The sequence below is a fragment of the Methylomarinum sp. Ch1-1 genome, from assembly GCF_030717995.2.
Lineage (GTDB): Bacteria > Pseudomonadota > Gammaproteobacteria > Methylococcales > Methylomonadaceae > Methylomarinum > Methylomarinum roseum.
Genome location: NZ_CP157743.1, coordinates 4,319,130 through 4,340,634, shown reverse-complemented (window position 1 = coordinate 4,340,634; position 21,505 = coordinate 4,319,130). Strand labels below are relative to the sequence as shown.

Below are 21,505 nucleotides of genomic sequence, written 5' to 3'. Positions count from 1 at the left end.
TTAAATTGGGAATTGCTGCAGTCAAGTGTTACGGAAATCCGCTTCGTGTCCGTTGCCGCATCCAACGGCCACGAAGAAATGTCTGTCGTCGCGCTCGCAGCGCTAGGTCTCGGGATGGCCGCCGTTTGCCGCTGTGCTTGTTGTCGGCGCGGGCTTAGCGAGGTTCAACAAGGCTTCGATTCTCGCCTTCATGTCTTGTAAATCGAACACGCCGATTTTCTGCATCACGATATTGCCTTCCGGCGATATCAGGAAGGTCGTCGGCGTCAGCATCACGTTGCCGAAGGCCTGGCTGTGTTCGGCCCGTAAATCCAGGACGACGTCATAAGGCAATTGCTTGGCGGTGCGCATGTTGACGACATGACTGGGTGGGTCGTAATACATCGATACCGCGATGATTTCCAGGCCGCGTCGATGATATTGGCGATAGAGCTCGATCAGGTGCGGAATTTCCTCGATACAGCCCGGACAGTCTGTGGCCCAGAATGTCACGATGACCGGTTTGCCTTTTAACGCACCCAGGCTGATGTCTTCATTGTCGATGGTTTTAAAGGCGGCGGCGGGAGCCGGTCTTATCGTCTCGGTCCGCCAAAGCCAGACGGCGGCGATAGACAGAGCGGCAATGAATAATAAGGTCAGGCCATGTTTAATCTTCATCTTTCGGTTCTACTTTTTTGTTCTCGTCGCGTTTGTAGTTGTCGCTCAAGGCGCGGTACAAAGGCAGTGGATTAATCAGTTTCGAGGTGCCGGTGGCGAAAAAGGCGGACGCCATTAACGGGATCAGGATCTCGTTGCTATAGGTCATTTCCATCACGATCACAAACGAAGTCAATGGCGACTGCAGCATGCCGGAAAAATAGGCGGTGATGGTCAACAGTATCATCACCGATGCGGGAGCTAGGGGAATCCAGTCGGCCAGATTGGCGCCGATGCCGGCGCCGGTCGCGATCGATGGCACGAAGATGCCGCCGGGAATGCCGCTGAAATAGGTGGCGCAGGTCGCCAGCATTTTATAGAGCGGGAAGTAAGGATCCATGTCATTCCGATTGACCAAGATCGATTTGGCTTGTTGGTAGCCGGTGCCGAAAGAGTCACCATGCGAATAAAAACCCAAGATCGCGATCAGGCCGCCGCAGACGAAGGCGATCGTGACGAACGATAAGCCGGTTCGTTTCAGTAGCTTGTCGCCGCTGATGATGATTTTGCTGAACAGGCCGCCCATGAAGCCGCCGACGATGCCGCATAAGGGCACGGCGAGCCAGCTGCGGTCCCACGGCATGACGAAGAAGTTGTCGGCGAAAAAGATATAGCTGTTAAGCAAGGCATAGGCGGTGACCCCGGAAAACACGATTGCGGTCAACACCAGGCTGCTGACTTTTTCTTCCAGGGCGCGGCCCATTTCTTCGATGGCGAAGATGATGCCGGCCAGAGGGGCGCTGAACATCGCGGCAAAACCGGCGGCGCTGCCGGCCAGAATCAGGCCTTTCTCCATATAATGCGGCGGGAATTTGACGGCCTTGCCCAAGGAGGCCATAAACGACGCGCCGACATGAGTGGCCGGTCCGCCGAAGCCGACCGAAGCCCCCGACAGCAGACCCATGATCGGCAGCAGCATTTTACCGACGGCGATACGCAACGACAGCAAACCGGCGCGCTGGGATAGGTCGCCGGTGATTTCCAGTGCGGATTTGACTTGCGGGATGCCGCTGCGTTCAGAGCCGGGGAAAAAACGGTAAGTCAGCCAGACGGTGAGACTCAATCCCAGCGGAGCGACGACAAAATTAAACCAGAAAAACTGTTGCGACAGGCTGCGGTAGGTTTCGGCGGCCCATTCGCTGAGCAGCGTCATCGCGACGATCAGCAGTCCGACGAAGATGGCGCCAAACCAGAAAACCAGACGTTGTTTCCAGGCGATGATCGATAAAAATGAGGCGGATTGTTCGGACATTAGGGAATTAAAGGATTGGTTAGGGATCAGGGATGCATTTTTTCAGAATTAGCGAGCCAATCCCCGTTTGAGCGTTTTAGCGGCATAGAATAAGCGCCGAGTTATTGTAATTATATCAAAGCTGTTAAAATAATTGGCTTATCCCAACACCTTCGGCAATGCACATATGAAGAAGATACTGATTTCCGATAAGCTGGCTGATGACGGCATTAATTTTCTGAATCGCCAGGAAGGCATACAAATTCATATTCAAACAGGCTTAAGCGAAGAGGAATTGTGCGAACTGATTCCGGAATATGACGCCTTGCTGATTCGCAGCGGCTCGAAAGTGACCGCGAAGGTATTGAAGGCGGGACGGAAACTGAAAGTCGTAGGTCGCGCCGGCATCGGCGTCGACAATGTCGACGTGCCGGCCGCCACCGAACAGGGCGTCATTGTCATGAACACGCCGGACGCCAATGCCACGACCACGGCCGAACTGGCGCTGGCGCATATGTTCTCGTTGAGTCGCAATCTGCCCGAAGCCAACCAGTCGGTCAAGCAGGGAAAATGGGAACGCAGCCGGCTGATGGGTGCGGAAATCAGCCACAAAACCCTGGCGATACTGGGCTTCGGTACGATAGGGCGCATCGTTGCACAACGCGGTAACGGTTTGAAGATGCGGGTCATCGCCTATGATCCGTTCGTGACGCCGGAGGTGTTCGCCGAATACGGCGCCGAACCGGTCAGTCTCGAAGAATTGATCAAGCAGGCCGACTATCTGACTCTACATTGTCCGATGATGGAAAAAACCCGAGGGATCATCGGCGCCGAACAATTGACGATGATGAAGAAGTCGGCCTTCCTGATCAATTGCGCCCGCGGCGGCCTGGTCGATGAGGACGCCTTATACCGGGCCCTGAACAATCACGAAATCGCCGGCGCGGCCCTGGATGTATACGAACATGAGCCACCCAAGGATTCGCCGTTGTTAGACTTGAGCAATGTCTTGTTTACGCCGCATTTGGGGGCGTCGACCCGCGAAGCCCAGGTTGCAGTCAGCGTCGAAATCGCCAGACAAGTCGTCACCTATCTGAATAGCGGCGAGGCGGTCAATGCGCTGAATCTGCCGCGGCTCTCGGCGGAAGAACTGAAGAAATCACGTCAATTCATGATGCTGGCCCACATTCTCGGCAAAATGCTGGCCAACCTGGTCGATGCGCCGATTAGGAAGTTGGAAGTGGGCACCTACGGCAAGGCGGCGGAAGTAGCGATTCGTCCCATTTCGGTGGAGGCGCTGGTGGGTTTGCTGGCCGATCAGTTCTCCACACCGGTAAACAGCGTCAACGTCGAAAACATCGCCAAGCGTCAAGGCATCTCGCTGATAGAAACGATGACCGACGAATCACAGGGCTATTTGTCGCTGATCAAGGTCACCGGTTACTGCGAAGACAAATCGGTGTCATTGGAAGGCGCTTTGCTCGGCGATTGCCATCCTCGTCTGGTCAGTATCGATCAGTTCGAAATCGAGGTGGTGCCGGAAGGCACGTTGTTGGTGACTCGTCATGATGACAAGCCGGGCGTCATCTCTGCGATCAGTTCGGTATTGGGTGAGTCGAATATCAACATCTCCAGGATGCAGGTCGGCATGGCCGATGAGCAACAGCAAGCGATGGCGGTGATTAGCGTCTCTGAACCGCTCGATGAAAAATTAGTACAGGCGGTTTGTGATATTGCTGCGGTCCATACAGTCAAACAGATACAATTATGAGTTTCGATACCGTTTGCTTTGATTGCGACAGCACCTTGAGTCGCGTCGAAGGCATAGATGAACTGGCGCGCCGCAACGGCATGTTCGAGCGCGTCGCCGAATTGACCAATGCCGCGATGAATGGCGAGCTGGCGCTGGAGGAAGTTTATGAAAACCGCTTGGCGTTGATTAAACCGGATAAAGCCTCGGTCGATTGGTTGGCGCAGCTCTACATCGACGAAGTGGTGCCCGGTGCGCGAGACACGATCGCCAAGCTGCAACAACAACACAAACAGGTGCATATCATCAGTGGCGGCTTGCGCCAGGCGATTTTGCCGCTGGCCGAATTTCTCGGCGTGCCTTCGCAGCAGGTTCATGCCGTCGATATAGAGTTAAGCGAAGAGGGCGCCTATCTGGGTTATGCCAAGGCCTCGCCGCTGGCTTACAGCGGCGGCAAGGCCAAAGTCTGTAAGCAGATTATTGATGGCAACGGCGTATTGGCGATGGTCGGCGACGGAAAAACGGACCTGGAAGCGAAACAGGCCGGCGCGACGGTGATCGGTTTCGGTGGCGTTGTCGCCCGGGATGCGGTCAAGGCGCAGGCGGACTATTTCGTCGCCGGACCGGATCTGACCGCGGTGTTGGCTTATCTGTTATAACTGTTCCCATCCTCAATTCGATCAGCGGATGGCGGCTGTGATAACAGTCATTCCCATTTGAGGATCGAAGAGGGTAAGGAGTCTATCTGGCGAGGACTTGGCGGCAGGTAGGCCGGCGTCAAGCCTCCAGCACCTAAATCCATGGCTTTAAAAATGCTCAATCTGGGAATTGCGGCTGTGATAAGCAAAATTCGATATGACGCGGGCACAATGGTAAAATCGGCTGTTATTCTGTGTGTCAGGGATTCGCGCATCGAACAGGATATTGACTTATTTCGTCCCGGATTTCGCGACTGTAAAAAAGGCGAGACCTTATTTACCCGCGATGCCGGGTCAACACAAGTAATTTTCAAGAACGATTTAGAGAGTAAACATGGCAGGACATAGTAAGTGGGCTAATATTAGACACCGTAAGGGCGCCCAGGACGCAAAACGAGGCAAAATTTTCACCAAACTGATCCGTGAGATCAGCGTCGCGGCCAAAGCGGGGGCCGATCCGACCAATAATCCAGCCTTGCGTTCGGCTATCGATAAGGCGCTGGGCGCCAACATGAAAAAAGACACCATCGATAATACCATCAAGAAAGCGACCGGCGCGTTGGATGGAGTCAGTTACGAAGAGGTTCGTTATGAAGGCTATGGCCCCGGCGGCACAGCGGTTATGGTCGATTGTTTGACCGATAACCGTAATCGCACCGTCGCCGAAGTGCGCCACGCTTTCTCCAAGGCCGGCGGCAACCTCGGCACCGACGGTTCCGTGGCCTATATGTTCAACAAGGTCGGCATCATCAGTTATGGCGATTCGGTGGACGAGGACGCCGTGATGGAAGCGGCGCTGGAAGCCGGCGCCGAAGATATTGTCACTAACGATGACGGTTCCGTCGATGTGATGACGACGCCGGAAGAGTATCTGACCGTCAAGGAAGCGATGGTCTCGGCCGGATTCGAGCCGGAGAACGCCGAAGTGACGATGCAGGCGGACACCAATACCGATCTGGATGCCGATACTGCGGCCAAGATGTTGCGCTTGATCGATCGCCTGGAAGACCTAGACGATGTCCAGAACGTTTATTCCAATGCCGATATCAGCGATGAAATCATGGCCGATATCAGCGAACAATGAGCTTGCCGCCGTTAATCCACGAGGATGAGATCGTTCACCCTCGCTATTTAAAGTTGAATAATCATTGACCAGAATTCTAGGTATAGATCCCGGTTCCAGGATCACCGGTTATGGCGTCATCGAATCGCTGCCGCAGGGCAACCGCTATATCGCCAGCGGCAGTATTCGGATCAAGGCCGATTCTTTTCCGCTGCGCTTGAAACAGATCTTTGACGGCGTGGCCGAAGTCATTGCCCTTTATCAGCCCCAACAAATGGCGATCGAGCAGGTGTTTATGCACAAGAATGCCGATTCGGCGCTGAAGCTGGGGCAGGCCAGGGGGGCGGCGATTTGCGCGACGCTGAACAGCGATTTGCCGGTTTATGAATACGCCGCCCGCCAAATCAAACAGGCTCTGGTCGGCAAAGGCAGCGCCGAAAAGGCGCAGGTGCAGCACATGGTGAAAATTCTGCTCAATATTCAAGGCGAGATGCAGGTCGATGCCGGTGATGCGCTGGGCATTTGCCTGTGTCACAGTCATCACCGGGAAACCGCAATGCGTTTGCAAAAGGGGCGAGTGTGATAGGCTTTTTGCGCGGTAAATTGGCGGCCAAGACGCCGCCGCAGTTGTTGCTGGATGTACAGGGCGTCGGCTATGAGGTCGAGGCGCCGATGACCACCTTTTACCAGCTGCCGGCTTTGGGCGAAGAGGTCACGCTGCACACCCATCTGGTGGTGCGCGAAGACGCCCATACGCTGTTCGGCTTCAGTTCCGTAAGCGACCGGATGATGTTCAGGACTCTGATCAAGGTCAATGGCGTGGGGCCCAAGTTGGCGTTGACGATCTTGTCCGGTCAGAGCGCCGAGGAATTTCATCGCTGTATACATAATAACGACACCCAGTCGTTGGTCCGCCTGCCGGGGGTCGGGAAAAAGACCGCGGAGCGCTTGATCATCGAAATGCGCGACCGCTTGCCGGATTTAAGCGATTCATCAGCTACGGACGGTAGAATGCCGGCGGAAACTGCCGATACGGCGGTCGGCAACCCCAGGCAAGAGGCGCTCTCGGCGCTGTGCGCGCTGGGTTATAAAGCGCAGGACGCCGACAAGATGGTGCGCAATATCGCCGTTGAAGATAAGAGTTGCGAAGATATTATTCGTTTGGCCTTGCAAGGAGCGCTGCGATGATCGAAAGCGACCGTTTGATCAGCGCGCAAGGCGGTTCCGATGAGGAGCGCTTGGATCGGGCGATCCGCCCCAAGCGGCTGGCCGATTATGTCGGACAAACGGAATTGCGTCAGCAGATGGATATTTTTATTCGCGCCGCGCTGGCGCGCGACGAAGCGCTCGATCATGTGTTGATTTTCGGTCCGCCCGGCTTGGGTAAAACCACGCTGGCCAACATCATCGCCACCGAAATGGGCGTCAATATCCGCCAGACCTCCGGGCCTGTGCTGGACAAGGCCGGCGACCTGGCGGCCTTGTTGACCAACCTGGAAGCTCACGATGTGCTGTTCATCGATGAAATTCACCGCCTCAGCCCGGCGGTGGAAGAGGTCCTGTATCCGGCGATGGAGGATTATCAAATCGATATCATGATCGGCGAGGGGCCGGCGGCGCGTTCGATCAAGCTGGATTTGCCGCCGTTCACGCTGATCGGCGCCACCACCCGGGCCGGCCTGCTGACCTCGCCGTTGCGTGACCGCTTCGGCATCGTGCAGCGCTTGGAATTCTACAGCATCGCCGAGCTGGCCGATATCGTGCGGCGTTCAGCCAGATTGCTGGGCGTCGCGATGGACAATGACGGCGCCGACGAGGTTGCGCGGCGTTCCCGCGGCACGCCGCGCATCGCCAACCGTTTGTTGAGGCGGGTGCGCGACTTTGCCGAGGTCAAGGGTGACGGTAAGGTCAACCGGGATATATCCAGTCAGGCATTGAAGATGCTGAAAATCGATGATAACGGCTTTGATGCGCTGGATCGCAAATTATTGTTGTCGATGATCGAACATTTTGACGGCGGGCCGGTCGGATTGGATACGCTGGCCGCTGCGATCAGCGAGGAACGCGGCACCATCGAGGACGTGCTGGAGCCTTATTTATTGCAGCAAGGGTTCATCATGCGCACGCCCCGCGGCCGCATCGCGACCCAGAAGGCTTATCTGCATTTTGGTTTGCAGTCGCCGGCAAAGGAAGCTCTCCGCGATGATATTTTTAATATCTGAGCAAGGTTCGGCGGTTTAAACTTCGTCCTAGGGACTGATAGTCGTCGCATTGAGCCTGATAAAATCAACACAAGCAGTAATCACAGACGTTGTTAAGCAATGGGAAAATTTAACTGGCCCGTCAGGGTCTATTACGAGGATACCGACGCCGGCGGCGTCGTATTCTACGCTAATTATTTGAAGTTTTTTGAACGAGCCAGAACGGAAATGCTGCGCTCCCAAGGCTTTGAACAGGATCAGTTGATCAACGAGCAAAAGGTCATTTTTGTCGTGCGTTCGCTACAGGTCGACTACCTGAAGCCGGCTCGCTTCAATGAGCAAATCCTGGTCAGCGCCGAAGTGACGCAGGCGAAAAAAACCAGTTTCTTGTTTGCCCAGGAAATCGTTCGCGGCGACGACTTACTCTGTCAAGGCGAAGTACGCATCGCCTGTCTCGATGCGCAAAGCATGCGCCCGAAGGCGATACCCGCCGCTATTTTGGAACAATTATCATGAGCAGTCATCCTTCTTTCATCGATTTAGTGCTGCAAGCCAGCTTTGTCGTGCAGTTTGTCATGCTGATCCTGCTGGTCGCTTCGGTGCTGTCCTGGACCTTTATCTTCAACAAGCGCAAAGAACTGAGCAGGTCGATGGAAATCACCGAAGATTTCGAACAGGAATTCTGGTCCGGCGGCGAGCTGACGGATCTCTACCGCAAGTTGGCCGGGCACGACATTCAACCGGAAGGCATCGAAAAAATCTTCATGGCCGGCTACAGGGAGTTTTCCCGCATGCACCAGAAAAGCGATATCAGCGCCGAGGTCAAGGTGGAAAGCGCGCAACGGGCGATGCGCATCGAATTATCGCGCGAGCTGGACCGGCTCGACGAAACCTTACCGTTCTTGGCGACGGTCGGTTCGACCAGCCCTTATGTCGGCCTGTTCGGCACCGTGTGGGGCATCATGAATTCCTTCCGCGCCTTGGGCGAAATGAAGCACGCCACGCTCGCCAATGTCGCTCCCGGCATTTCCGAGGCGCTGATCGCGACCGCGATCGGTCTGTTCGCGGCGATCCCGGCGGTGATTGCCTATAACCGTTTCAGCACCCGCCTGGACAGGTTGGCGGGCCGCTATGAATTGTTTATCGACGAATTCGTCACTCTATTGCACAGACAGGCGTAACCACGATGAGTCGGCGTTCCTCAAAAAGAAAACCGATGGCCGAAATCAATGTCGTGCCATACATTGATGTCACCTTCGTGTTGTTGATTATTTTCATGATTACCGCGCCGCTGGTGCAAACCGGCGTCGATGTCGATTTGCCTCAGGCCGTCACCGCGCCGGTAGAGCAGGAAAATGAACCGCCGGTGATCGTCTCGATCGACAAGCAGGGCCGCTATTATATCGATCTCGGCGAGCGCGAAGACCAGCCGGTGCAGCCCCAGGATTTGTTGATTCGGGTGGCAGCGGTGTTGCGCAATAAGCCGCAAACTCAGGTTTATATCCGTGGCGATCACAGCGTCGATTACGGCAAGGTCGTGACCGTGATGGCGGCGCTGAAAAATGCCGGCGTGCCCAGCGTCGGCCTGATGACCAGTCCGCTAGAGCAATAGGCGATGAACAAGATGCAGAAATTCGGTCTATCGTTTGCGCTGGCCTTGGCCCTGCACTTCAGCCTGTTGCTGGTGTTCGGGCTGAGTTTCGACAGCGAACCGGAAGTTGTGACGCAAAAGCCGGCGCCGGAAATTATCCAGGCCTCGGTGCTCGATGACGAACAGGTCATTCAGGAAGCCGAGCGTCTCAAGCAGGCGGAGGTGGAAAAACAACAGCTTAAGGAAAAGCGGCGGCAAGAGTTGGCCGAGCAAAGAGCGGCCGAGGAAAAAAGACTACAGCAGGTCCGCGAACGACGTCTGCGAGAAGAGAAAAAAGCCAAGGAGTTGGTCGAACGGCGAAAACAGGCGGAAGAGAAGGAGCGGCAAAAACAGGCCGATTTGAAAAAACAACTGGTTGAAGAAGCGGCCAGATTGGCTAAGATAAAGGAGCAGCGGGCCGCCGAACAGAAAAGGCTGAAGGCGCAACGCGAGGCCGAACAAAAACGCATCGAGGCGGAAAAAGCGGCCGCGGCGAAAAAACGCGAACAGGAAAGGTTGGCGGAGGAAAAACGTAAACAGGAATTGTTGGCCAAACAGAAAGCGGAGCAGGCTCGTCGTGAAGAGCTCGCCAGACAGCAGGCCGAGGCCGCCAAGGCCAAAGCCGAGCAGGATCGTCAGGCCACGATCACCGCGACCGCGGCGATCCAGCGCAAAGTCAACAACAGTTGGATACGGCCGATGACCTCCAGCAAGGGGCTGAGCTGCACCGTGCAGGTGAAGTTATTGGCCAGCGGCGATGTGATGGATGCCAGCGTGGTTAAAAGCAGTGGCGATTCGGTATTCGACCGTTCCGCCGAAAATGCAGTGCGCAAGGCCTCGCCATTGCCGGTGCCTAAGGACAGAACCTTATTTAGCCGCAACTTCAGGACATTCACCTTTGTATTTAAACCGGAATAATTGCCAAGTATGCCGCTATGATGGCGGCTAGGAATAAAAAAATGGTTTTATTGAGAAAATTAGTGCTGATCAGTTTATGCCTCTTGTGGAACGGAGTCTCCCAGGCGGCATTGACGATAGAAATTACCAAAGGCGCGGAAACGGCGGTGCCGATCGCCGTCGTTCCCTTCGCCGAGCAGCTGCCGGGGAGAGCGCCGGTCGATATCGCCGCCGTCGTTCAGGCCGACTTAAGCCGCAGCGGTTATTTTAAGACCCTGCCGGAGCGGGATATGCTGACCAAGCCTTCGGATGCCGCCAGCGTAAAATTGAGAAACTGGCGGGCGTTGGGACAGGACTATCTGTTGATCGGACAATTGAGCCCCAACGGCAGCCGTTATAACGTGCAGTTCCAACTGTTCGACGTCTACCAGGGCGTACAGATCATGGGCTATCGGTTGACCGTTTCCGCTTATGAGCTTCGCCGCACCGCACACCATATCAGCGATCTGGTGTTCGAGAAGCTGACCGGTAAGCCGGGGGTGTTCGACACCCGCATTGCCTATGTCACCAGCGTTATCGGCGCAGGGGGTAAAAAGCAGTACAAATTACAGGTCGCCGATGCCGACGGCTACAGTCCGAAGACCATCGCCGCTTCGTCGGAGCCGTTGATGTCTCCGGCCTGGTCGCCGGACGGCAAAAAAATCGCCTATGTTTCTTTTGAACGCAAGCGTTCGGCGATCTATGTGCAGACGCTGGCGACGGGACAACGAAACCGGGTGGCGTCGTTCAGGGGCATCAATGGCGCGCCGGCGTTTTCACCGGATGGCAAGCGCCTGGCGCTGACCCTGTCCAAAGATGGCAGTCCGGATATTTATGTGTTGAACCTGGCGAACAAATCGTTGCAGAAGCTGACTAAAAGCTATGCGATCGACACAGAACCGAACTGGTCGCCGGATGGCGGGAATATCGTGTTCACCTCGAATCGCGGCGGCAAACCGCAGTTGTACATGATTCCGAGTCACGGAGGCAGGGTCACTCGACTGACTTTTACCGGCGATTACAATGCCCGCGGACATTTTTCCCACGACGGCAAAAGCATCGTCATGGTCCATGCCAATCGCGGCGATTACCGGATCGCGGTGATGGATATGAAAACCCGCACCCTCAATGTACTGACGGCCGGGCCGCTGGATGAATCGCCCAGTTTCGCGCCCAACGATACGATGATTTTATATGCCTCCAAAAAAGGCAACCGTTCGGTGTTGGCAGCCGTTTCGGTGGACGGCAGAATGCAGCAGAAATTGGCGTTCGAAAGTGGCGAAGTGCGCGAGCCGGCTTGGGCGCCCTGACAAGAAAGCCGGCTGGCCGGCAGTAACGTAATTATCAACCAGTGTTATCAATCCTATATTCGGGGAATTAGACGATGAAATTTAGCAAAACTTACCTGGCTTTAGCCGCGACCGCGTTCCTGTTAAGCGGTTGTAGTTCGACAGAAGAAAAAGGCGCAGACTTGTTGGAAGGCGGCCAGAGCGCCGCCGTTGAAGGCGCCGCGACCAGCGGTTACAGTGAGGGAGCGGGGATCGGCGGTGGCGAAATGATCACCGGCGAGCTGAGTCCCGAGGAAATGGGGGCCGAGTTCACCGACCCGCAAAACCCGTTATCCAAACACACCATTTATTTCATGTATGACAGCAGCCAGGTGCAGCAGGATTTCATTCCGGTGATCGCCGCGCATTCTCAGTATTTGTTGGCACATCCTGCCCAGCGTCTGGTGTTGGAAGGACATGCCGATGAACGCGGTTCACCGGAATACAATATTGCGCTGGGTGAGCAGCGCGCCAAGTCGGTCGCCAGAATGATGAAGGTTCAAGGGGTTGCCGAGAGTCAATTGGAAGTGGTCAGCTATGGCGAAGAAAAGCCTGACGCGACTGGACATGATGAGGCTGCCTGGCAATTAAACCGCCGTGTTGAATTGGTTTATCAGGCTCGTTAAATGAACAAAAAATATTTGTTATTGTTGCCGTTATGCACCGGCGTGTCGGCCGAACCTCGGTCGTTGCCGCCGGTCATCGATAACTCGACCTATCCGGGAGGCGCCGCTTACAGCAGCGACGCGCCCTCCAGTAATGCCCTCTACGAGGTGCTGGGCCGGCTTGAACAGCTCCAACACGAGGTCCAGCAGTTGCGCGGCGTCGTCGAAGAACAGGCGCAGGCGATAGAAAACTTGAAGAATCGGCAGAGCAATATTTATTCCGATCTGGATCAACGGCTGCAGGCGCTGAGTTCAGGTTCGCAAGAGGGGGCTCCGGCCTTGCCGCCGACGCCTGTCTCGCCCGCGCCTAGTCGGATCGAGTCGACCAAGGTCGCCAGCCCTCAGGCTCCCGCCAGCCAGCCGGTCACGGTCAATCAGAAGCAACTCTATCGGGAGGCTTATGAAACGCTGAGAAACGGCCATAACACCCAGGCCATCGCGGCGTTCAAGGATTTGCTGAATCAATTTCCGGCCGGCGAGTATGCGGATAACGCCCAGTATTGGTTGGGCGAGGCCTACAAGGTCAATCAGGATATCGAATCGGCGCGGGTCGCCTTCACTAAAGTCATCGAGATCTATCCAAACAGTCCCAAGGTGCCGGATGCGTTATTGAAACTGGGCTATATCGAGTTTGACCAGAACAACATCGCCAAGGCCAGGGATTATCTGACTCAAGTCTCCGTGCAATACCCCGGCTCCACCGCGGCCCATCTGGCGGCGAAGAAATTAATGCAGCTGGATCAGCAGTAGGCCTAATGGATAAGACATTACGTATCAGCGAGATTTTTTACTCGCTGCAAGGGGAAGCCAATACCGTCGGTCTGCCGACCGTGTTCGTTCGATTGACCGGTTGTCCGTTGCGCTGCGTTTATTGCGATACCGCTTATGCCTTTACAGGGGGCGAGAAAAAGACCTTGGCCGAGATTCTGGCCCAGGTCAGGCAATATGACACCCGCTATGTCACCGTGACCGGCGGCGAGCCGTTGGCGCAGCCGAGGTGCAACGATTTGATGACATTACTGCTCGAAGAAGATTACAGCGTTTCATTGGAAACCAGCGGCGCGCTGGATGTGTCGGACATCGATCCGCGCGTCGTCAAGGTCATGGATTTGAAAACACCGGCTTCCGGCGAATTGGACAGGAACCGTTATGACAATATCGACTATCTGACTGAGCAAGATCAGGTGAAATTCGTCATCGCCAATGAGACGGACTATCAGTGGTCCAAGACCATCCTAGAAGAACATCGGCTCGCGGCAAAATGCCAGGTGCTGTTTTCGCCGGTCATGGGACAGATGCAGCCGGCGCAGCTGGCCGACCAGATTCTGGCCGATCAACTGCCGGTCAGGTTTCAGATCCAGTTACACAAATATCTTTGGAATGACGCCCAGGGAAAATAAGCTATGTCAAAAAAAGCCATCATTTTATTGTCGGGCGGCTTGGACTCGATCACCGTATTGGCCCATGCCAAGCAGCAGGGCTATGTATGCTATGCGCTGAGTTTCGATTATGGCCAGCGCCATAACGCCGAGCTCAATGCGGCCAAAAAAATCGCCGAGCATTATCAAGTCGTCGAACATAAGATTATCAGCCTGGGCTTGGGCGCGATAGGCGGTTCCGCCTTGACCGATGTGCATATCGCAGTCCCCGACCACCCCCAGGAAGGTATTCCGGTCACTTATGTGCCGGCGCGCAACACTATTTTCCTGTCCTTCGCGTTAGGTTGGGCGGAGGTTTTGCAGGCCCGGGATATATTCATCGGCGTCAATGCCGTCGACTATTCCGGCTATCCCGATTGTCGCCCGGAATTTATCGAGGCCTTCCAGAATCTCGCCAACTTGGCGACCAAGGCCGGCGTCGAAGGCGAAAAAACCATGATACATACCCCGCTGATTGCGTTAAGCAAAGCCGAAATCATCAAAGAAGGTTTGGAGTTGGGCGTCGATTATCGTCAGACGGTTTCCTGTTATTCCGCCGATAGCGAAGGCCGCGCCTGCGGCCACTGCGATGCCTGTCGCTTAAGAGCCGCCGGCTTCGCCAGCCTCGGTGTCGAAGACCCGACCCGCTATCAAAAAACGGCGACCGACGCTTAACAAATCCGGTAGGGTGCGCTGACGATAGGAAGCGCACCGTGTTTTTCGGGGGACGGGATATGTATCCCGTCCCAATGTTTCCCTTTTCCCCGGGCGCCCACGCTCCACCTTACCCATAACTTGCGGTATTTCTCACCGCGTAAATTGAGCTGAATGACAACCAGCAAATTCAAGGCGCTCCGAAAATGCTGGGCTCCACTATCGTTCATCGCCAACCGGCGCAATTAACCTAAAAATTAATCACAATTAGGAGCGCCGTCCTCGGAATTGATGATAAAACAAACCTAGTAGGGTGCGCTGACGATAGGAAGCGCACCGTGTGTTTTGCTTGGCTTTGGTTCAACACCGCCTACAATATCCCCTCGTATTCGCAAGCATTGGTCTCCGTTAATTGAGCGCCGCACCCGGCGCGCGAGGCTGTGCTGGTCGATTTTAAGCCTTGTTGCCCAGAGTTTAATTCCATAGTCTCGTGCTCGAAACCTGTTCAGTCGACTAGGATAATTTTGCGATCTGATCTAAGCTGGCTGTAACCAAACCGAATATCGCCCTGTAAGCGCCATAAAACCATGAGTGTGAGTCAAACAAAATCGCAGTTTGTAGCCGTCGCATCGATTGCCGCCGAATTAAGCGCCGTCATGGACGTCGCCAAAGAAATATCGCTGGCCGCCGCCAATGCCAAGGCCATCGCCTTCAGGGCCGGAGAGAAGGCCAAGGGCTTTCAGCCGATCACCGATTTCATCAATGAACTGGCCAAGGAAACGATAGAGCTGGTCAACGATATCAACAAACACGCGTCGTATCTTTATCAACTGACGGTCGATGAATATCGCATGACCGAGGCGTGCGATAAATTCGAACGGGTCTATCAAACCAGCAATAATGCCCCTTATGGGAGTTCTCTGGAACAGCCGTTGCATGAGGTCAGGCAAAAAATGCAGCAATGCCGGAAAAGCTTCAATGTCCATGTGACGGAATTGCTGGATCAATTAGGCGAGGTCATGCATCCGGCCAGGGCGGCCAGGGTGATCGCGGCCAATTCCAGAATCGAAGCCTCACAGGCCGGAGAATATCTGCAGAGCCTGCAGGCCGTGGCCGAAAGCGTTGACCATGCGGCGCAGATTATCCATGATAAGGTGCAACGATGCAGAAGTGCGTTAAATGTCATCGATTTGACCGATTGACGACATCTTCTTCAAGAACTTGTTAAAAGAGGCGGTGTATAAATGAAAATGACCAAAATTTACGAAGGATCGTACCAATGGATTATGTTCGGTCGTGACCCCGGCAAGCCGGAAAAAATTATCGATACCAATCAGTATGTCGTCAGAACGGCAAATCGCTGTCTTCTGATCGATCCCGGCGGCATCGAATTATTCGCGCCGATGCTGGCGGCAGTTCTGCATCATGCCCCCGTGGAAGAAATCACCGATTTGTTCGCCTCGCATCAGGATCCCGACATTATTTCGTCGCTGGGACTATGGGATCAGGCCTTGCCGCACGCCAAACTCCATGCCGCCGGCTTGTGGGAAGGCTTTTTAAGGCATTTTGGCTGCGAAACGATAGAATATGTGCCGATAGCCGATAATGGTGGCGTAATTCAACTGGATAGGGTAGAATTGCGCCTCGTTCCGGCGCACTATATGCACTCCTCGGCGAATTTTAATATTTATGATCCCGAGGCGAAGATTTTGATGTCCGGAGACATAGGCGCAGCTTTGGAGGCGCCTGGAGCACCGGTGTTTGTCGAAAACTTCGATGCGCATGTTGAAAAGATGCGCTTTTTCCATCAGCGCTGGATGCCCTCGAACCAGGCCAAGAGAGCGTGGATCGATAGAGTCAGAGAACTCGATATCGACATCCTGGCTCCACAGCACGGCAGAATGTTTAAAGGCGACGATGTCAAGCGTTTCCTGGATTGGTTTGAGGCTTTGCAAGTAGGGATAGCGGTTTAAACAACTTTTTTGAAAAAATAAAAAAAAGAGTTGCCAAGCCGGAAAAAATCTTTATAATAGTAAATCTTTCTCGGGTCGTTAGCTCAGCTGGTAGAGCACCGCACTTTTAATGCGATGGTCGAGCGTTCGAATCGCTCACGACCCACCATCAAGTTACAAATAAATCAAGCAGTTACAGTATAATCTGGGCTGCTTTTTTTATGCCCGTCGTTTTTATTTCCAAGTATTTTCTATCTCAAGGGAAATGTCGATCCTGATTTTCACCTGCAACGTCTAAAAAATGAAGCTCACGGAGATATTTGGTTAAAGCTGCCATGAAAAAACAAGTGTGTAAGTACAGCATTATTCGATTTCAGCCTTATGCTGAAACAGAAGAGTTTGCCAATATCGGTATTGTGCTGTATGCAACGGCTTCCAATCGCCTTGAATTCAGGCTGCTGGATAGCAAGCAACACGCAAGAATCACGCATTTTTTTGATCCCATGTGCAGGGATATTTTTGTTCAGACGAATAAAGTCATTCGTCGTGAAATTGAACGGATTAAGAAATTTATGGACAAAACAAAAGGAGCAGAGATTGATTTGTATGCCGAGTTAATTCGTTGTCGTGAAGATATTATTCGTTTTAGCGATAACCGTGTTTTATTTTGCAGTGACCCGGTAAAAACTGTTGATGAATTATTCGAACATTACGTTCATCGTAGCTTTCTTCATGAACCAAGTTATGAGGAAAAAATGAAAAAACAGATGCGCGATTTGCTTGATCGATATGATCTGGGAGCTAAATACAAAGAAGGTGCTGTCGGAGAACGTGATAAATATGAAGTTCGATTTCCATTTGTTCGTCAAAATAATAAGCTAAAGATCATTAAGCCTCTTCATTTCAAACATGATAAACCAAGTCAGCTAATTGATCATGGTCTTACATGGTTAGCAAAAATTCAACAGCTTGAGAAGTTACGTTTCATAAGGCCGGATGAGATTTTATTTGCTTATGATGCGCCAGATAAAAGTCAAAGTAATTTGACCGAAGCATTTAGCGAAATCAAAGAGCAAATTGAGAGAGAAGGAATAGTTATGGCTGATATGGGTAATCAAAATAAGATTATAAGTTTTGCCAGATAAGCCATGAAAATAAAATTGCGAGAAGCCAGGGTCAAGTCTTGCAATCAAGCGTTTATAGCTAAACACTGTCAGGCAGCTTTCATTTAAGTGCTGTCATACGTAATATTAACGTAGGAGGCGGCTTTTGGTCGACTGGGGCGGTTAATGAACGATAAGATCCTAGCACTATTCTAAGTTCACTTGATTTGTCGATTGTAGGACATCGCATTTTAAGGCGATAGAAAGGCGATTTTTTGTAACCGTTCACAACCCTCTAAACAGGTAGTGCCGGTAAGCGTTCTGAAAACAGGGAAACGTCAATGGGCTTGACTACTAAGCCTTGGGTACAGATTTCACTCAACAAGTCATAGTCGCTGATTGTTTGGCGCTTGCAGGTTTCCAACATGGATAAGATCATCGGTCGGAATTGGTCCCTTTGATGGGGATTGACTGAAGAAACGGGTCTTTCGCCTAATGACGTAGGGCCTTATCGCCCGTTCCGCCGTATTGTTAGTCAATGGAATGGCGCCGGGGGCATCCTTGAGAAAGGTCCAAAACCGCGGTTCATCGTGTAACAATTTTTGGCATTATTGATGTTGCTTGGCGGGATGGTCGTTGTAACCGCCATGACGATCGCTGACCAAGACCCCGTCGAAATTCGCCAACAGTGCATTGGCCGCTGTCTTGCCGCGTGAATAATGCGTCATCATATAAACGGCTTGGTCGGTACAGAGCCCCCACAGCCAAAAATGTGACGTGTTGCGATAATGCGTGGTTTCGTCGGCATGCGCCACGGCCGATTGGCGCACTTCATCGCCAATTTGCGCATAAACCGGTTGCAGCCAGTCCGTGATTTTGCCCTGTGATTCGCTGATCGCCCCTAAACTAAAGGCCAGTCCCCAGTCCCCAGTCCCCAGTGCTCTTGTAACAAGCGCTGAACCTGCCTCAACGACAACCGATAGCCGCCATTCAGTAAACTGATCCAGCTGATTAACCCCGGCCCCATTTGGCCTGATGGCACCGTATCCGGATACGCGCTTTTATGCCGACTGCCGCAATGCCGGCAAACGTCGGAATAGCGTTGATGTTCGGTCACGGTCGGTTTGACTTCGGGCAGATCAAAAATTTGATGACGCTCATCTGGCAGGCCGGCCATCTCTATCGTCCCTCCACAGGCCAACGCGCCGACGGGTAATAACGCTCGATGACATCCACTTTCCCTTCCTCCCATAAGGCTCGTTGATGTTTGCGATGACCGCGTTGCGCCCCTTTCGGCCGGCCACTTTTCGGTTTCTTCCGCCGTTCAGCCCGTTGTTTGGGAGAATCCTGCGAGGGAGGCGTTGAGTAAATGATCACCATGCCCCGTCACTACATGATTACAAAGGTAAGGAATATTTTTGACTCGTTCTGTTTGTTGAATCGGTGAAACAACCATTTTCACCGTTTTTAAAACAGCAAGCGTTTCTTCGTCCGATGCATGAGTGAGGGTTAAGCTCATTAAGCAGGGCTTCGTGAAGATATGTGCTCATGGTCACATCAGTTTTGATGATTATGTTGTTTTGTGATCTTTGAGTCATTGTGGAGTAATGCGCTGGGCTATATCAATTGCGTACTTTGTAGCTAATCATGGGCGACATCGCATACTCATTTTACAAATGAGCAATGAGGCCGTAGTAATACCGTTCAGTAATAATAAAGGTCTTTTCTAATGATTAGGCTATAATCTTACTTATCGGTAATTATTTTCTAATTAGGTATGAAAAATACAAAAAAAGTACCTTACGGTAAGATTAATAGCGTAGCAGAAATGGGGGTGTTAGTCCGTCAGCATCGTAAGTCTCAAAAAGTACGGATCGAAGATTTATCCGATCTTGCCTTGATAAGCCCTCGACTCATTGGGGAATTTGAACGGGGAAAAGAAACCTGTCAAATTGGCAAGGTATTGCAGATTTTGAAATTCCTAGGTCTTGAGATTCGTATCGTTCCACGGGGTACACCATGATCGAAGACGAGCTGAATGTTTGGCATGATGATCAGATAGTGGGCTATCTGTGGCGCAATGAGGCTGGCGTTATGTCCTTTCAGTATGATGATAATTGGAACCTGTTTCCGCTGTCTATCAGCCTCCCTTTGGATAAAAAAATTGAGCAGTCGGTGGGGCATCGTTTTTTTGCAAACCTGCTGCCGGAAGGTTCTGCAAGAGAACGATTATGTCGACGGCTTCGATGTCCGGATACCGACTTCGATTTACTCAGGGAAATAGGTGCTGAGTGCGCAGGGGCTATTTCTATATTGCCTGTCGAACAATCACCGGATCTTCAGTATGCATATCAGAAAATCGATGAAGCAGATTTGGTTAAACTGATTGAAACACGAGGGGCTTCTATAATACTTGAAAACAAACCGCGATTATCATTAGCCGGCGCCCAAGATAAAATGACCGTTCATGTCAAAAAAGACGGTCTTTATTTACCTGTTGGGCAGACGCCCTCTACCCACATTCTGAAATTTGAAGTTACCGATTTTAAGAATGTACCGCTCTATGAAGTATTTACTACGACTTTAGCGCAAGCCGTTGGCTTGAAGACTATCGATATTGAACTCAGATTTTTGGACTCGAAGAGTTACACACTCTCAAAACGTTATGATAGGTTGATAGGTGAAGATAAGGTGACCCGGATTCACCAGGAAGACTTTTGTCAAGCTTTAGGGTATAAGGAAAAATATCAACGAGGAAATGAGCCGAATTTTACCCAATGCTATCAATTGATCATCGAATACTCTTCTAATCCGTTAGAGGATGTAGAGCAACTTTTAAAGTGGCAGTTGTTTAACGTGATTGTGGGTAATTCGGACGCGCACATCAAAAACCTGTCGTTCCTTTATGACAAAAATCAAACTCGATTAGCGCCATTCTATGATCTGGTCAGTACCCGTGCAATTGAACATTTAGATAGCACATTAGCTCTCTATGTCGGCAATCAAAAGAATCCCGACCTAATTACCAGAACAAATTTAACCGAAATGGCGAACCAATGCCGAATACGCCCCAAGCGATTGATTGATATTTTGGATCAACTGATAACAGCATTTGAAAAACACTATCAGTTAATACAAGCAACGATCGAAAATCAGTATGGACAGCAACCAGCATTGCAGCGGGTAGGGCGTGTGATAGAAAAGCAGACCAAACTATTACTCGATTAGCAAGATGCGTCAGCTTGCCGAAGCCAATAATCCGGGCGGGGTTCAGTCGTAGCCGCAGCCACGATAAGGCGCGTCGTAATGGTATCGAGACGGAAGCGTCGGTTAAAGCGGTATGCGAACGCACCTAAGTAACGGGTGCCGTATTTTGCGAAATCGAAAGCATGGTAGGCGCCCCTAGACTGGTTTTGAGATTGCCCAGCACCGTATTGATCCAACAGAATTCCGGCAGGTCCTTGGGTTTCCGGCCACCGGCGATGATCACCTGGTGTTTGCAATCGGCATCGGTCACGCCGGAAAAACAGGCCAATCCATCGGGCCGCACGACACAGCCGGGGCTGAGATCATCTTGTGCCCAATTGGCAATGGCTTTACGGGTAAAACCGGGAATCGGCTCCATCTTGATAAACCTCGGCTGTCCCTCGGGGGTGAGTGAGAGTGCCGCGATAAACGGTACCTTGTTCTCCGAACCGCGACCGGCCTTGCTGCCAGCCAATTCGCCCCCGAGATAGGCATCGTCTACCTGGATGTCGCCGTCCAAGGTGTATCGGGCCTCTCGTTCGACCATCGCTTGCATCAGTTTCTGCTGGATCAACCATGCAGTGGGGTAACTGACGCCCAATTGCCGTTTCAAAGTGAGGGCAGACAAGCCGGTCTTAGCCTGGCTGATCAAGTAGATCGCCAGAAACCAGACCGTCAGTTTAAGGTGGGTGCTCTGGAATAAAGTGCCCGCAATCAGCGACGTCTGTAACCGGCAGGACCGACATTGGAAGGTTTTGCGCCTGCCAGATTTAAGTGCATAGTGTTCGGCATGTCCGCAGTCGGGGCAGCGAAAGCCTTGGCGCCAACGGGACTGTTCCTGGCTGACTTCACATTGCGCTTCGGTGCCGAATTGCGCTAAAAAGTCAGGCAGTGACAGGCCTGCTTGAAACTGAATTTTATTCATGGCCATGAG

General features: G+C 52.6%; 27 protein-coding genes, 1 tRNA gene and 1 pseudogene. 21 read left to right on the top strand and 8 right to left on the bottom strand.

What is annotated here, in order from left to right; translation table 11 throughout:
• Positions 1-102: 102 nt before the first annotated feature.
• Both Q9L42_RS19630 and Q9L42_RS19625 read right to left on the bottom strand, forming a co-directional pair.
• Positions 103-657, bottom strand: a complete 555-nt coding sequence (locus Q9L42_RS19630) for a peroxiredoxin family protein (protein ID WP_305906699.1) — start codon at positions 655-657, stop codon at positions 103-105.
• Positions 647-1,948: a chloride channel protein gene (locus Q9L42_RS19625; protein WP_305906700.1), complete on the bottom strand. Its 1,302-nt coding sequence runs from the start codon at positions 1,946-1,948 to the stop codon at positions 647-649. The genes Q9L42_RS19630 and Q9L42_RS19625 overlap by 11 nt, the downstream gene beginning before the upstream one ends.
• Before the next feature lie 166 nt (positions 1,949-2,114).
• Here Q9L42_RS19625 and serA point away from each other — a divergent pair, with 166 nt between their 5' ends.
• The 19 genes from serA (at position 2,115) to Q9L42_RS19530 (ending at position 17,367) form a co-directional block, all read left to right on the top strand.
• A complete protein-coding gene (gene serA, locus Q9L42_RS19620; protein WP_349431668.1) occupies positions 2,115-3,698 on the top strand; it encodes a phosphoglycerate dehydrogenase in 1,584 nt (527 codons plus the stop codon).
• Positions 3,695-4,336: an HAD-IB family phosphatase gene (locus Q9L42_RS19615; RefSeq protein WP_305906701.1), complete on the top strand. Its 642-nt coding sequence runs from the start codon at positions 3,695-3,697 to the stop codon at positions 4,334-4,336. Before serA ends, Q9L42_RS19615 begins: the two co-directional genes overlap by 4 nt.
• Before the next feature lie 373 nt (positions 4,337-4,709).
• A complete protein-coding gene (locus Q9L42_RS19610) occupies positions 4,710-5,459 on the top strand; it encodes a YebC/PmpR family DNA-binding transcriptional regulator (protein ID WP_305906702.1) in 750 nt (249 codons plus the stop codon).
• A 64-nt stretch (positions 5,460-5,523) separates the two neighbouring features.
• Positions 5,524-6,021 carry a crossover junction endodeoxyribonuclease RuvC gene (ruvC, locus tag Q9L42_RS19605; protein WP_349431666.1) on the top strand — a complete coding sequence of 166 codons (498 nt, stop codon included), beginning with the start codon at positions 5,524-5,526 and terminating at the stop codon, positions 6,019-6,021.
• Positions 6,018-6,626 carry a Holliday junction branch migration protein RuvA gene (gene ruvA / locus Q9L42_RS19600; RefSeq protein WP_305906703.1) on the top strand — a complete coding sequence of 203 codons (609 nt, stop codon included), beginning with the start codon at positions 6,018-6,020 and terminating at the stop codon, positions 6,624-6,626. Before ruvC ends, ruvA begins: the two co-directional genes overlap by 4 nt.
• Positions 6,623-7,660 (top strand): Holliday junction branch migration DNA helicase RuvB, encoded by a 1,038-nt coding sequence (gene ruvB / locus Q9L42_RS19595; protein ID WP_432648862.1) that lies wholly within the window; start codon positions 6,623-6,625, stop codon positions 7,658-7,660. Before ruvA ends, ruvB begins: the two co-directional genes overlap by 4 nt.
• 99 nt (positions 7,661-7,759) lie before the next feature.
• A complete protein-coding gene (gene ybgC, locus Q9L42_RS19590) occupies positions 7,760-8,155 on the top strand; it encodes a tol-pal system-associated acyl-CoA thioesterase (protein WP_349431665.1) in 396 nt (131 codons plus the stop codon).
• Positions 8,152-8,820, top strand: coding sequence for a protein TolQ (tolQ, locus tag Q9L42_RS19585; RefSeq protein WP_305906704.1), 669 nt, complete (start codon positions 8,152-8,154; stop codon positions 8,818-8,820). The genes ybgC and tolQ overlap by 4 nt, the downstream gene beginning before the upstream one ends.
• Before the next feature lie 5 nt (positions 8,821-8,825).
• Positions 8,826-9,251 (top strand): protein TolR, encoded by a 426-nt coding sequence (tolR, locus tag Q9L42_RS19580; RefSeq protein ID WP_349431663.1) that lies wholly within the window; start codon positions 8,826-8,828, stop codon positions 9,249-9,251.
• 3 nt (positions 9,252-9,254) lie between these two features.
• Positions 9,255-10,187 (top strand): cell envelope integrity protein TolA, encoded by a 933-nt coding sequence (gene tolA / locus Q9L42_RS19575; protein WP_349431662.1) that lies wholly within the window; start codon positions 9,255-9,257, stop codon positions 10,185-10,187.
• Positions 10,188-10,228: 41 nt separating this feature from the next.
• A complete protein-coding gene (tolB, locus tag Q9L42_RS19570) occupies positions 10,229-11,515 on the top strand; it encodes a Tol-Pal system beta propeller repeat protein TolB (protein WP_349431661.1) in 1,287 nt (428 codons plus the stop codon).
• Between the two features lie 74 nt (positions 11,516-11,589).
• Positions 11,590-12,159, top strand: a complete 570-nt coding sequence (pal, locus tag Q9L42_RS19565) for a peptidoglycan-associated lipoprotein Pal (RefSeq protein WP_305906708.1) — start codon at positions 11,590-11,592, stop codon at positions 12,157-12,159.
• Positions 12,160-12,948, top strand: a complete 789-nt coding sequence (ybgF, locus tag Q9L42_RS19560; protein ID WP_305906709.1) for a tol-pal system protein YbgF — start codon at positions 12,160-12,162, stop codon at positions 12,946-12,948.
• Between the two features lie 5 nt (positions 12,949-12,953).
• On the top strand, positions 12,954-13,598 hold the full coding sequence (queE, locus tag Q9L42_RS19555) for a 7-carboxy-7-deazaguanine synthase QueE (protein WP_349431658.1): 645 nt from the start codon (positions 12,954-12,956) through the stop codon (positions 13,596-13,598).
• Between the two features lie 3 nt (positions 13,599-13,601).
• Positions 13,602-14,291 carry a 7-cyano-7-deazaguanine synthase QueC gene (gene queC / locus Q9L42_RS19550; RefSeq protein ID WP_349431657.1) on the top strand — a complete coding sequence of 230 codons (690 nt, stop codon included), beginning with the start codon at positions 13,602-13,604 and terminating at the stop codon, positions 14,289-14,291.
• A 566-nt stretch (positions 14,292-14,857) separates the two neighbouring features.
• A complete protein-coding gene (locus Q9L42_RS19545; protein WP_305906710.1) occupies positions 14,858-15,472 on the top strand; it encodes a chemotaxis protein in 615 nt (204 codons plus the stop codon).
• Positions 15,473-15,514: 42 nt separating this feature from the next.
• Positions 15,515-16,243, top strand: coding sequence for an MBL fold metallo-hydrolase (locus Q9L42_RS19540; protein WP_305906711.1), 729 nt, complete (start codon positions 15,515-15,517; stop codon positions 16,241-16,243).
• Positions 16,244-16,315: 72 nt separating this feature from the next.
• Positions 16,316-16,391: transfer RNA gene (locus Q9L42_RS19535), tRNA-Lys, on the top strand.
• Between the two features lie 166 nt (positions 16,392-16,557).
• Positions 16,558-17,367 carry a DUF3037 domain-containing protein gene (locus Q9L42_RS19530; RefSeq protein WP_349431655.1) on the top strand — a complete coding sequence of 270 codons (810 nt, stop codon included), beginning with the start codon at positions 16,558-16,560 and terminating at the stop codon, positions 17,365-17,367.
• Positions 17,368-17,711: 344 nt separating this feature from the next.
• Here Q9L42_RS19530 and Q9L42_RS21570 read toward each other — a convergent pair whose 3' ends face one another.
• The 5 genes from Q9L42_RS21570 to Q9L42_RS19515 are packed head-to-tail and all read right to left on the bottom strand — an operon-like array spanning position 17,712 to position 18,844.
• Positions 17,712-17,924 carry an IS66 family transposase gene (locus tag Q9L42_RS21570; protein WP_432648861.1) on the bottom strand — a complete coding sequence of 71 codons (213 nt, stop codon included), beginning with the start codon at positions 17,922-17,924 and terminating at the stop codon, positions 17,712-17,714.
• A 9-nt stretch (positions 17,925-17,933) separates the two neighbouring features.
• Positions 17,934-18,188: an IS66 family transposase gene (locus tag Q9L42_RS19525; protein WP_305910137.1), complete on the bottom strand. Its 255-nt coding sequence runs from the start codon at positions 18,186-18,188 to the stop codon at positions 17,934-17,936.
• Between the two features lie 38 nt (positions 18,189-18,226).
• Positions 18,227-18,577 (bottom strand): IS66 family transposase zinc-finger binding domain-containing protein, encoded by a 351-nt coding sequence (locus Q9L42_RS19520; RefSeq protein WP_305906713.1) that lies wholly within the window; start codon positions 18,575-18,577, stop codon positions 18,227-18,229.
• The gene (locus tag Q9L42_RS21565) at positions 18,505-18,705 is read right to left on the bottom strand and encodes a DUF6444 domain-containing protein (RefSeq protein ID WP_432648860.1); all 201 of its coding nucleotides are present in this window, start codon (positions 18,703-18,705) and stop codon (positions 18,505-18,507) included. Before Q9L42_RS21565 ends, Q9L42_RS19520 begins: the two co-directional genes overlap by 73 nt.
• Complete coding sequence (locus Q9L42_RS19515; RefSeq protein ID WP_305906714.1) at positions 18,650-18,844, bottom strand: hypothetical protein; 195 nt, start codon at positions 18,842-18,844, stop codon at positions 18,650-18,652. The genes Q9L42_RS21565 and Q9L42_RS19515 overlap by 56 nt, the downstream gene beginning before the upstream one ends.
• Before the next feature lie 258 nt (positions 18,845-19,102).
• Between Q9L42_RS19515 and Q9L42_RS19510 the strand changes: the two genes are divergently transcribed.
• Positions 19,103-19,348, top strand: coding sequence for a helix-turn-helix domain-containing protein (locus tag Q9L42_RS19510; protein WP_349431654.1), 246 nt, complete (start codon positions 19,103-19,105; stop codon positions 19,346-19,348).
• Positions 19,345-20,553, top strand: a complete 1,209-nt coding sequence (locus Q9L42_RS19505; RefSeq protein WP_305906716.1) for a type II toxin-antitoxin system HipA family toxin — start codon at positions 19,345-19,347, stop codon at positions 20,551-20,553. Before Q9L42_RS19510 ends, Q9L42_RS19505 begins: the two co-directional genes overlap by 4 nt.
• Here the strand turns inward: Q9L42_RS19505 and Q9L42_RS19500 are convergent.
• Positions 20,550-21,502, bottom strand: a pseudogene (locus Q9L42_RS19500) (IS1595 family transposase). The gene Q9L42_RS19505 and the pseudogene Q9L42_RS19500 overlap by 4 nt on opposite strands.
• Positions 21,503-21,505 lie beyond the last annotated feature (3 nt).

Bases quoted from the DNA above. Each gene is read 5' to 3' on its own strand.
- Q9L42_RS19630 (WP_305906699.1), bottom strand. From the start codon at position 657: ATGAAGATTAAACATGGCCTGACCTTATTATTCATTGCCGCTCTGTCT.
- Q9L42_RS19625 (WP_305906700.1), bottom strand. From the start codon at position 1,948: ATGTCCGAACAATCCGCCTCATTTTTATCGATCATCGCCTGGAAACAA.
- serA (WP_349431668.1), top strand. From the start codon at position 2,115: ATGAAGAAGATACTGATTTCCGATAAGCTGGCTGATGACGGCATTAAT.
- Q9L42_RS19615 (WP_305906701.1), top strand. From the start codon at position 3,695: ATGAGTTTCGATACCGTTTGCTTTGATTGCGACAGCACCTTGAGTCGC.
- Q9L42_RS19610 (WP_305906702.1), top strand. From the start codon at position 4,710: ATGGCAGGACATAGTAAGTGGGCTAATATTAGACACCGTAAGGGCGCC.
- ruvB (WP_432648862.1), top strand. From the start codon at position 6,623: ATGATCGAAAGCGACCGTTTGATCAGCGCGCAAGGCGGTTCCGATGAG.
- ybgC (WP_349431665.1), top strand. From the start codon at position 7,760: ATGGGAAAATTTAACTGGCCCGTCAGGGTCTATTACGAGGATACCGAC.
- tolQ (WP_305906704.1), top strand. From the start codon at position 8,152: ATGAGCAGTCATCCTTCTTTCATCGATTTAGTGCTGCAAGCCAGCTTT.
- tolR (WP_349431663.1), top strand. From the start codon at position 8,826: ATGAGTCGGCGTTCCTCAAAAAGAAAACCGATGGCCGAAATCAATGTC.
- tolA (WP_349431662.1), top strand. From the start codon at position 9,255: ATGAACAAGATGCAGAAATTCGGTCTATCGTTTGCGCTGGCCTTGGCC.
- tolB (WP_349431661.1), top strand. From the start codon at position 10,229: ATGGTTTTATTGAGAAAATTAGTGCTGATCAGTTTATGCCTCTTGTGG.
- pal (WP_305906708.1), top strand. From the start codon at position 11,590: ATGAAATTTAGCAAAACTTACCTGGCTTTAGCCGCGACCGCGTTCCTG.
- ybgF (WP_305906709.1), top strand. From the start codon at position 12,160: ATGAACAAAAAATATTTGTTATTGTTGCCGTTATGCACCGGCGTGTCG.
- queE (WP_349431658.1), top strand. From the start codon at position 12,954: ATGGATAAGACATTACGTATCAGCGAGATTTTTTACTCGCTGCAAGGG.
- queC (WP_349431657.1), top strand. From the start codon at position 13,602: ATGTCAAAAAAAGCCATCATTTTATTGTCGGGCGGCTTGGACTCGATC.
- Q9L42_RS19545 (WP_305906710.1), top strand. From the start codon at position 14,858: ATGAGTGTGAGTCAAACAAAATCGCAGTTTGTAGCCGTCGCATCGATT.
- Q9L42_RS19540 (WP_305906711.1), top strand. From the start codon at position 15,515: ATGAAAATGACCAAAATTTACGAAGGATCGTACCAATGGATTATGTTC.
- Q9L42_RS19530 (WP_349431655.1), top strand. From the start codon at position 16,558: ATGAAAAAACAAGTGTGTAAGTACAGCATTATTCGATTTCAGCCTTAT.
- Q9L42_RS19520 (WP_305906713.1), bottom strand. From the start codon at position 18,577: ATGGGAGGAAGGGAAAGTGGATGTCATCGAGCGTTATTACCCGTCGGC.
- Q9L42_RS21565 (WP_432648860.1), bottom strand. From the start codon at position 18,705: ATGGTGATCATTTACTCAACGCCTCCCTCGCAGGATTCTCCCAAACAA.
- Q9L42_RS19515 (WP_305906714.1), bottom strand. From the start codon at position 18,844: ATGAGCTTAACCCTCACTCATGCATCGGACGAAGAAACGCTTGCTGTT.
- Q9L42_RS19510 (WP_349431654.1), top strand. From the start codon at position 19,103: ATGAAAAATACAAAAAAAGTACCTTACGGTAAGATTAATAGCGTAGCA.
- Q9L42_RS19505 (WP_305906716.1), top strand. From the start codon at position 19,345: ATGATCGAAGACGAGCTGAATGTTTGGCATGATGATCAGATAGTGGGC.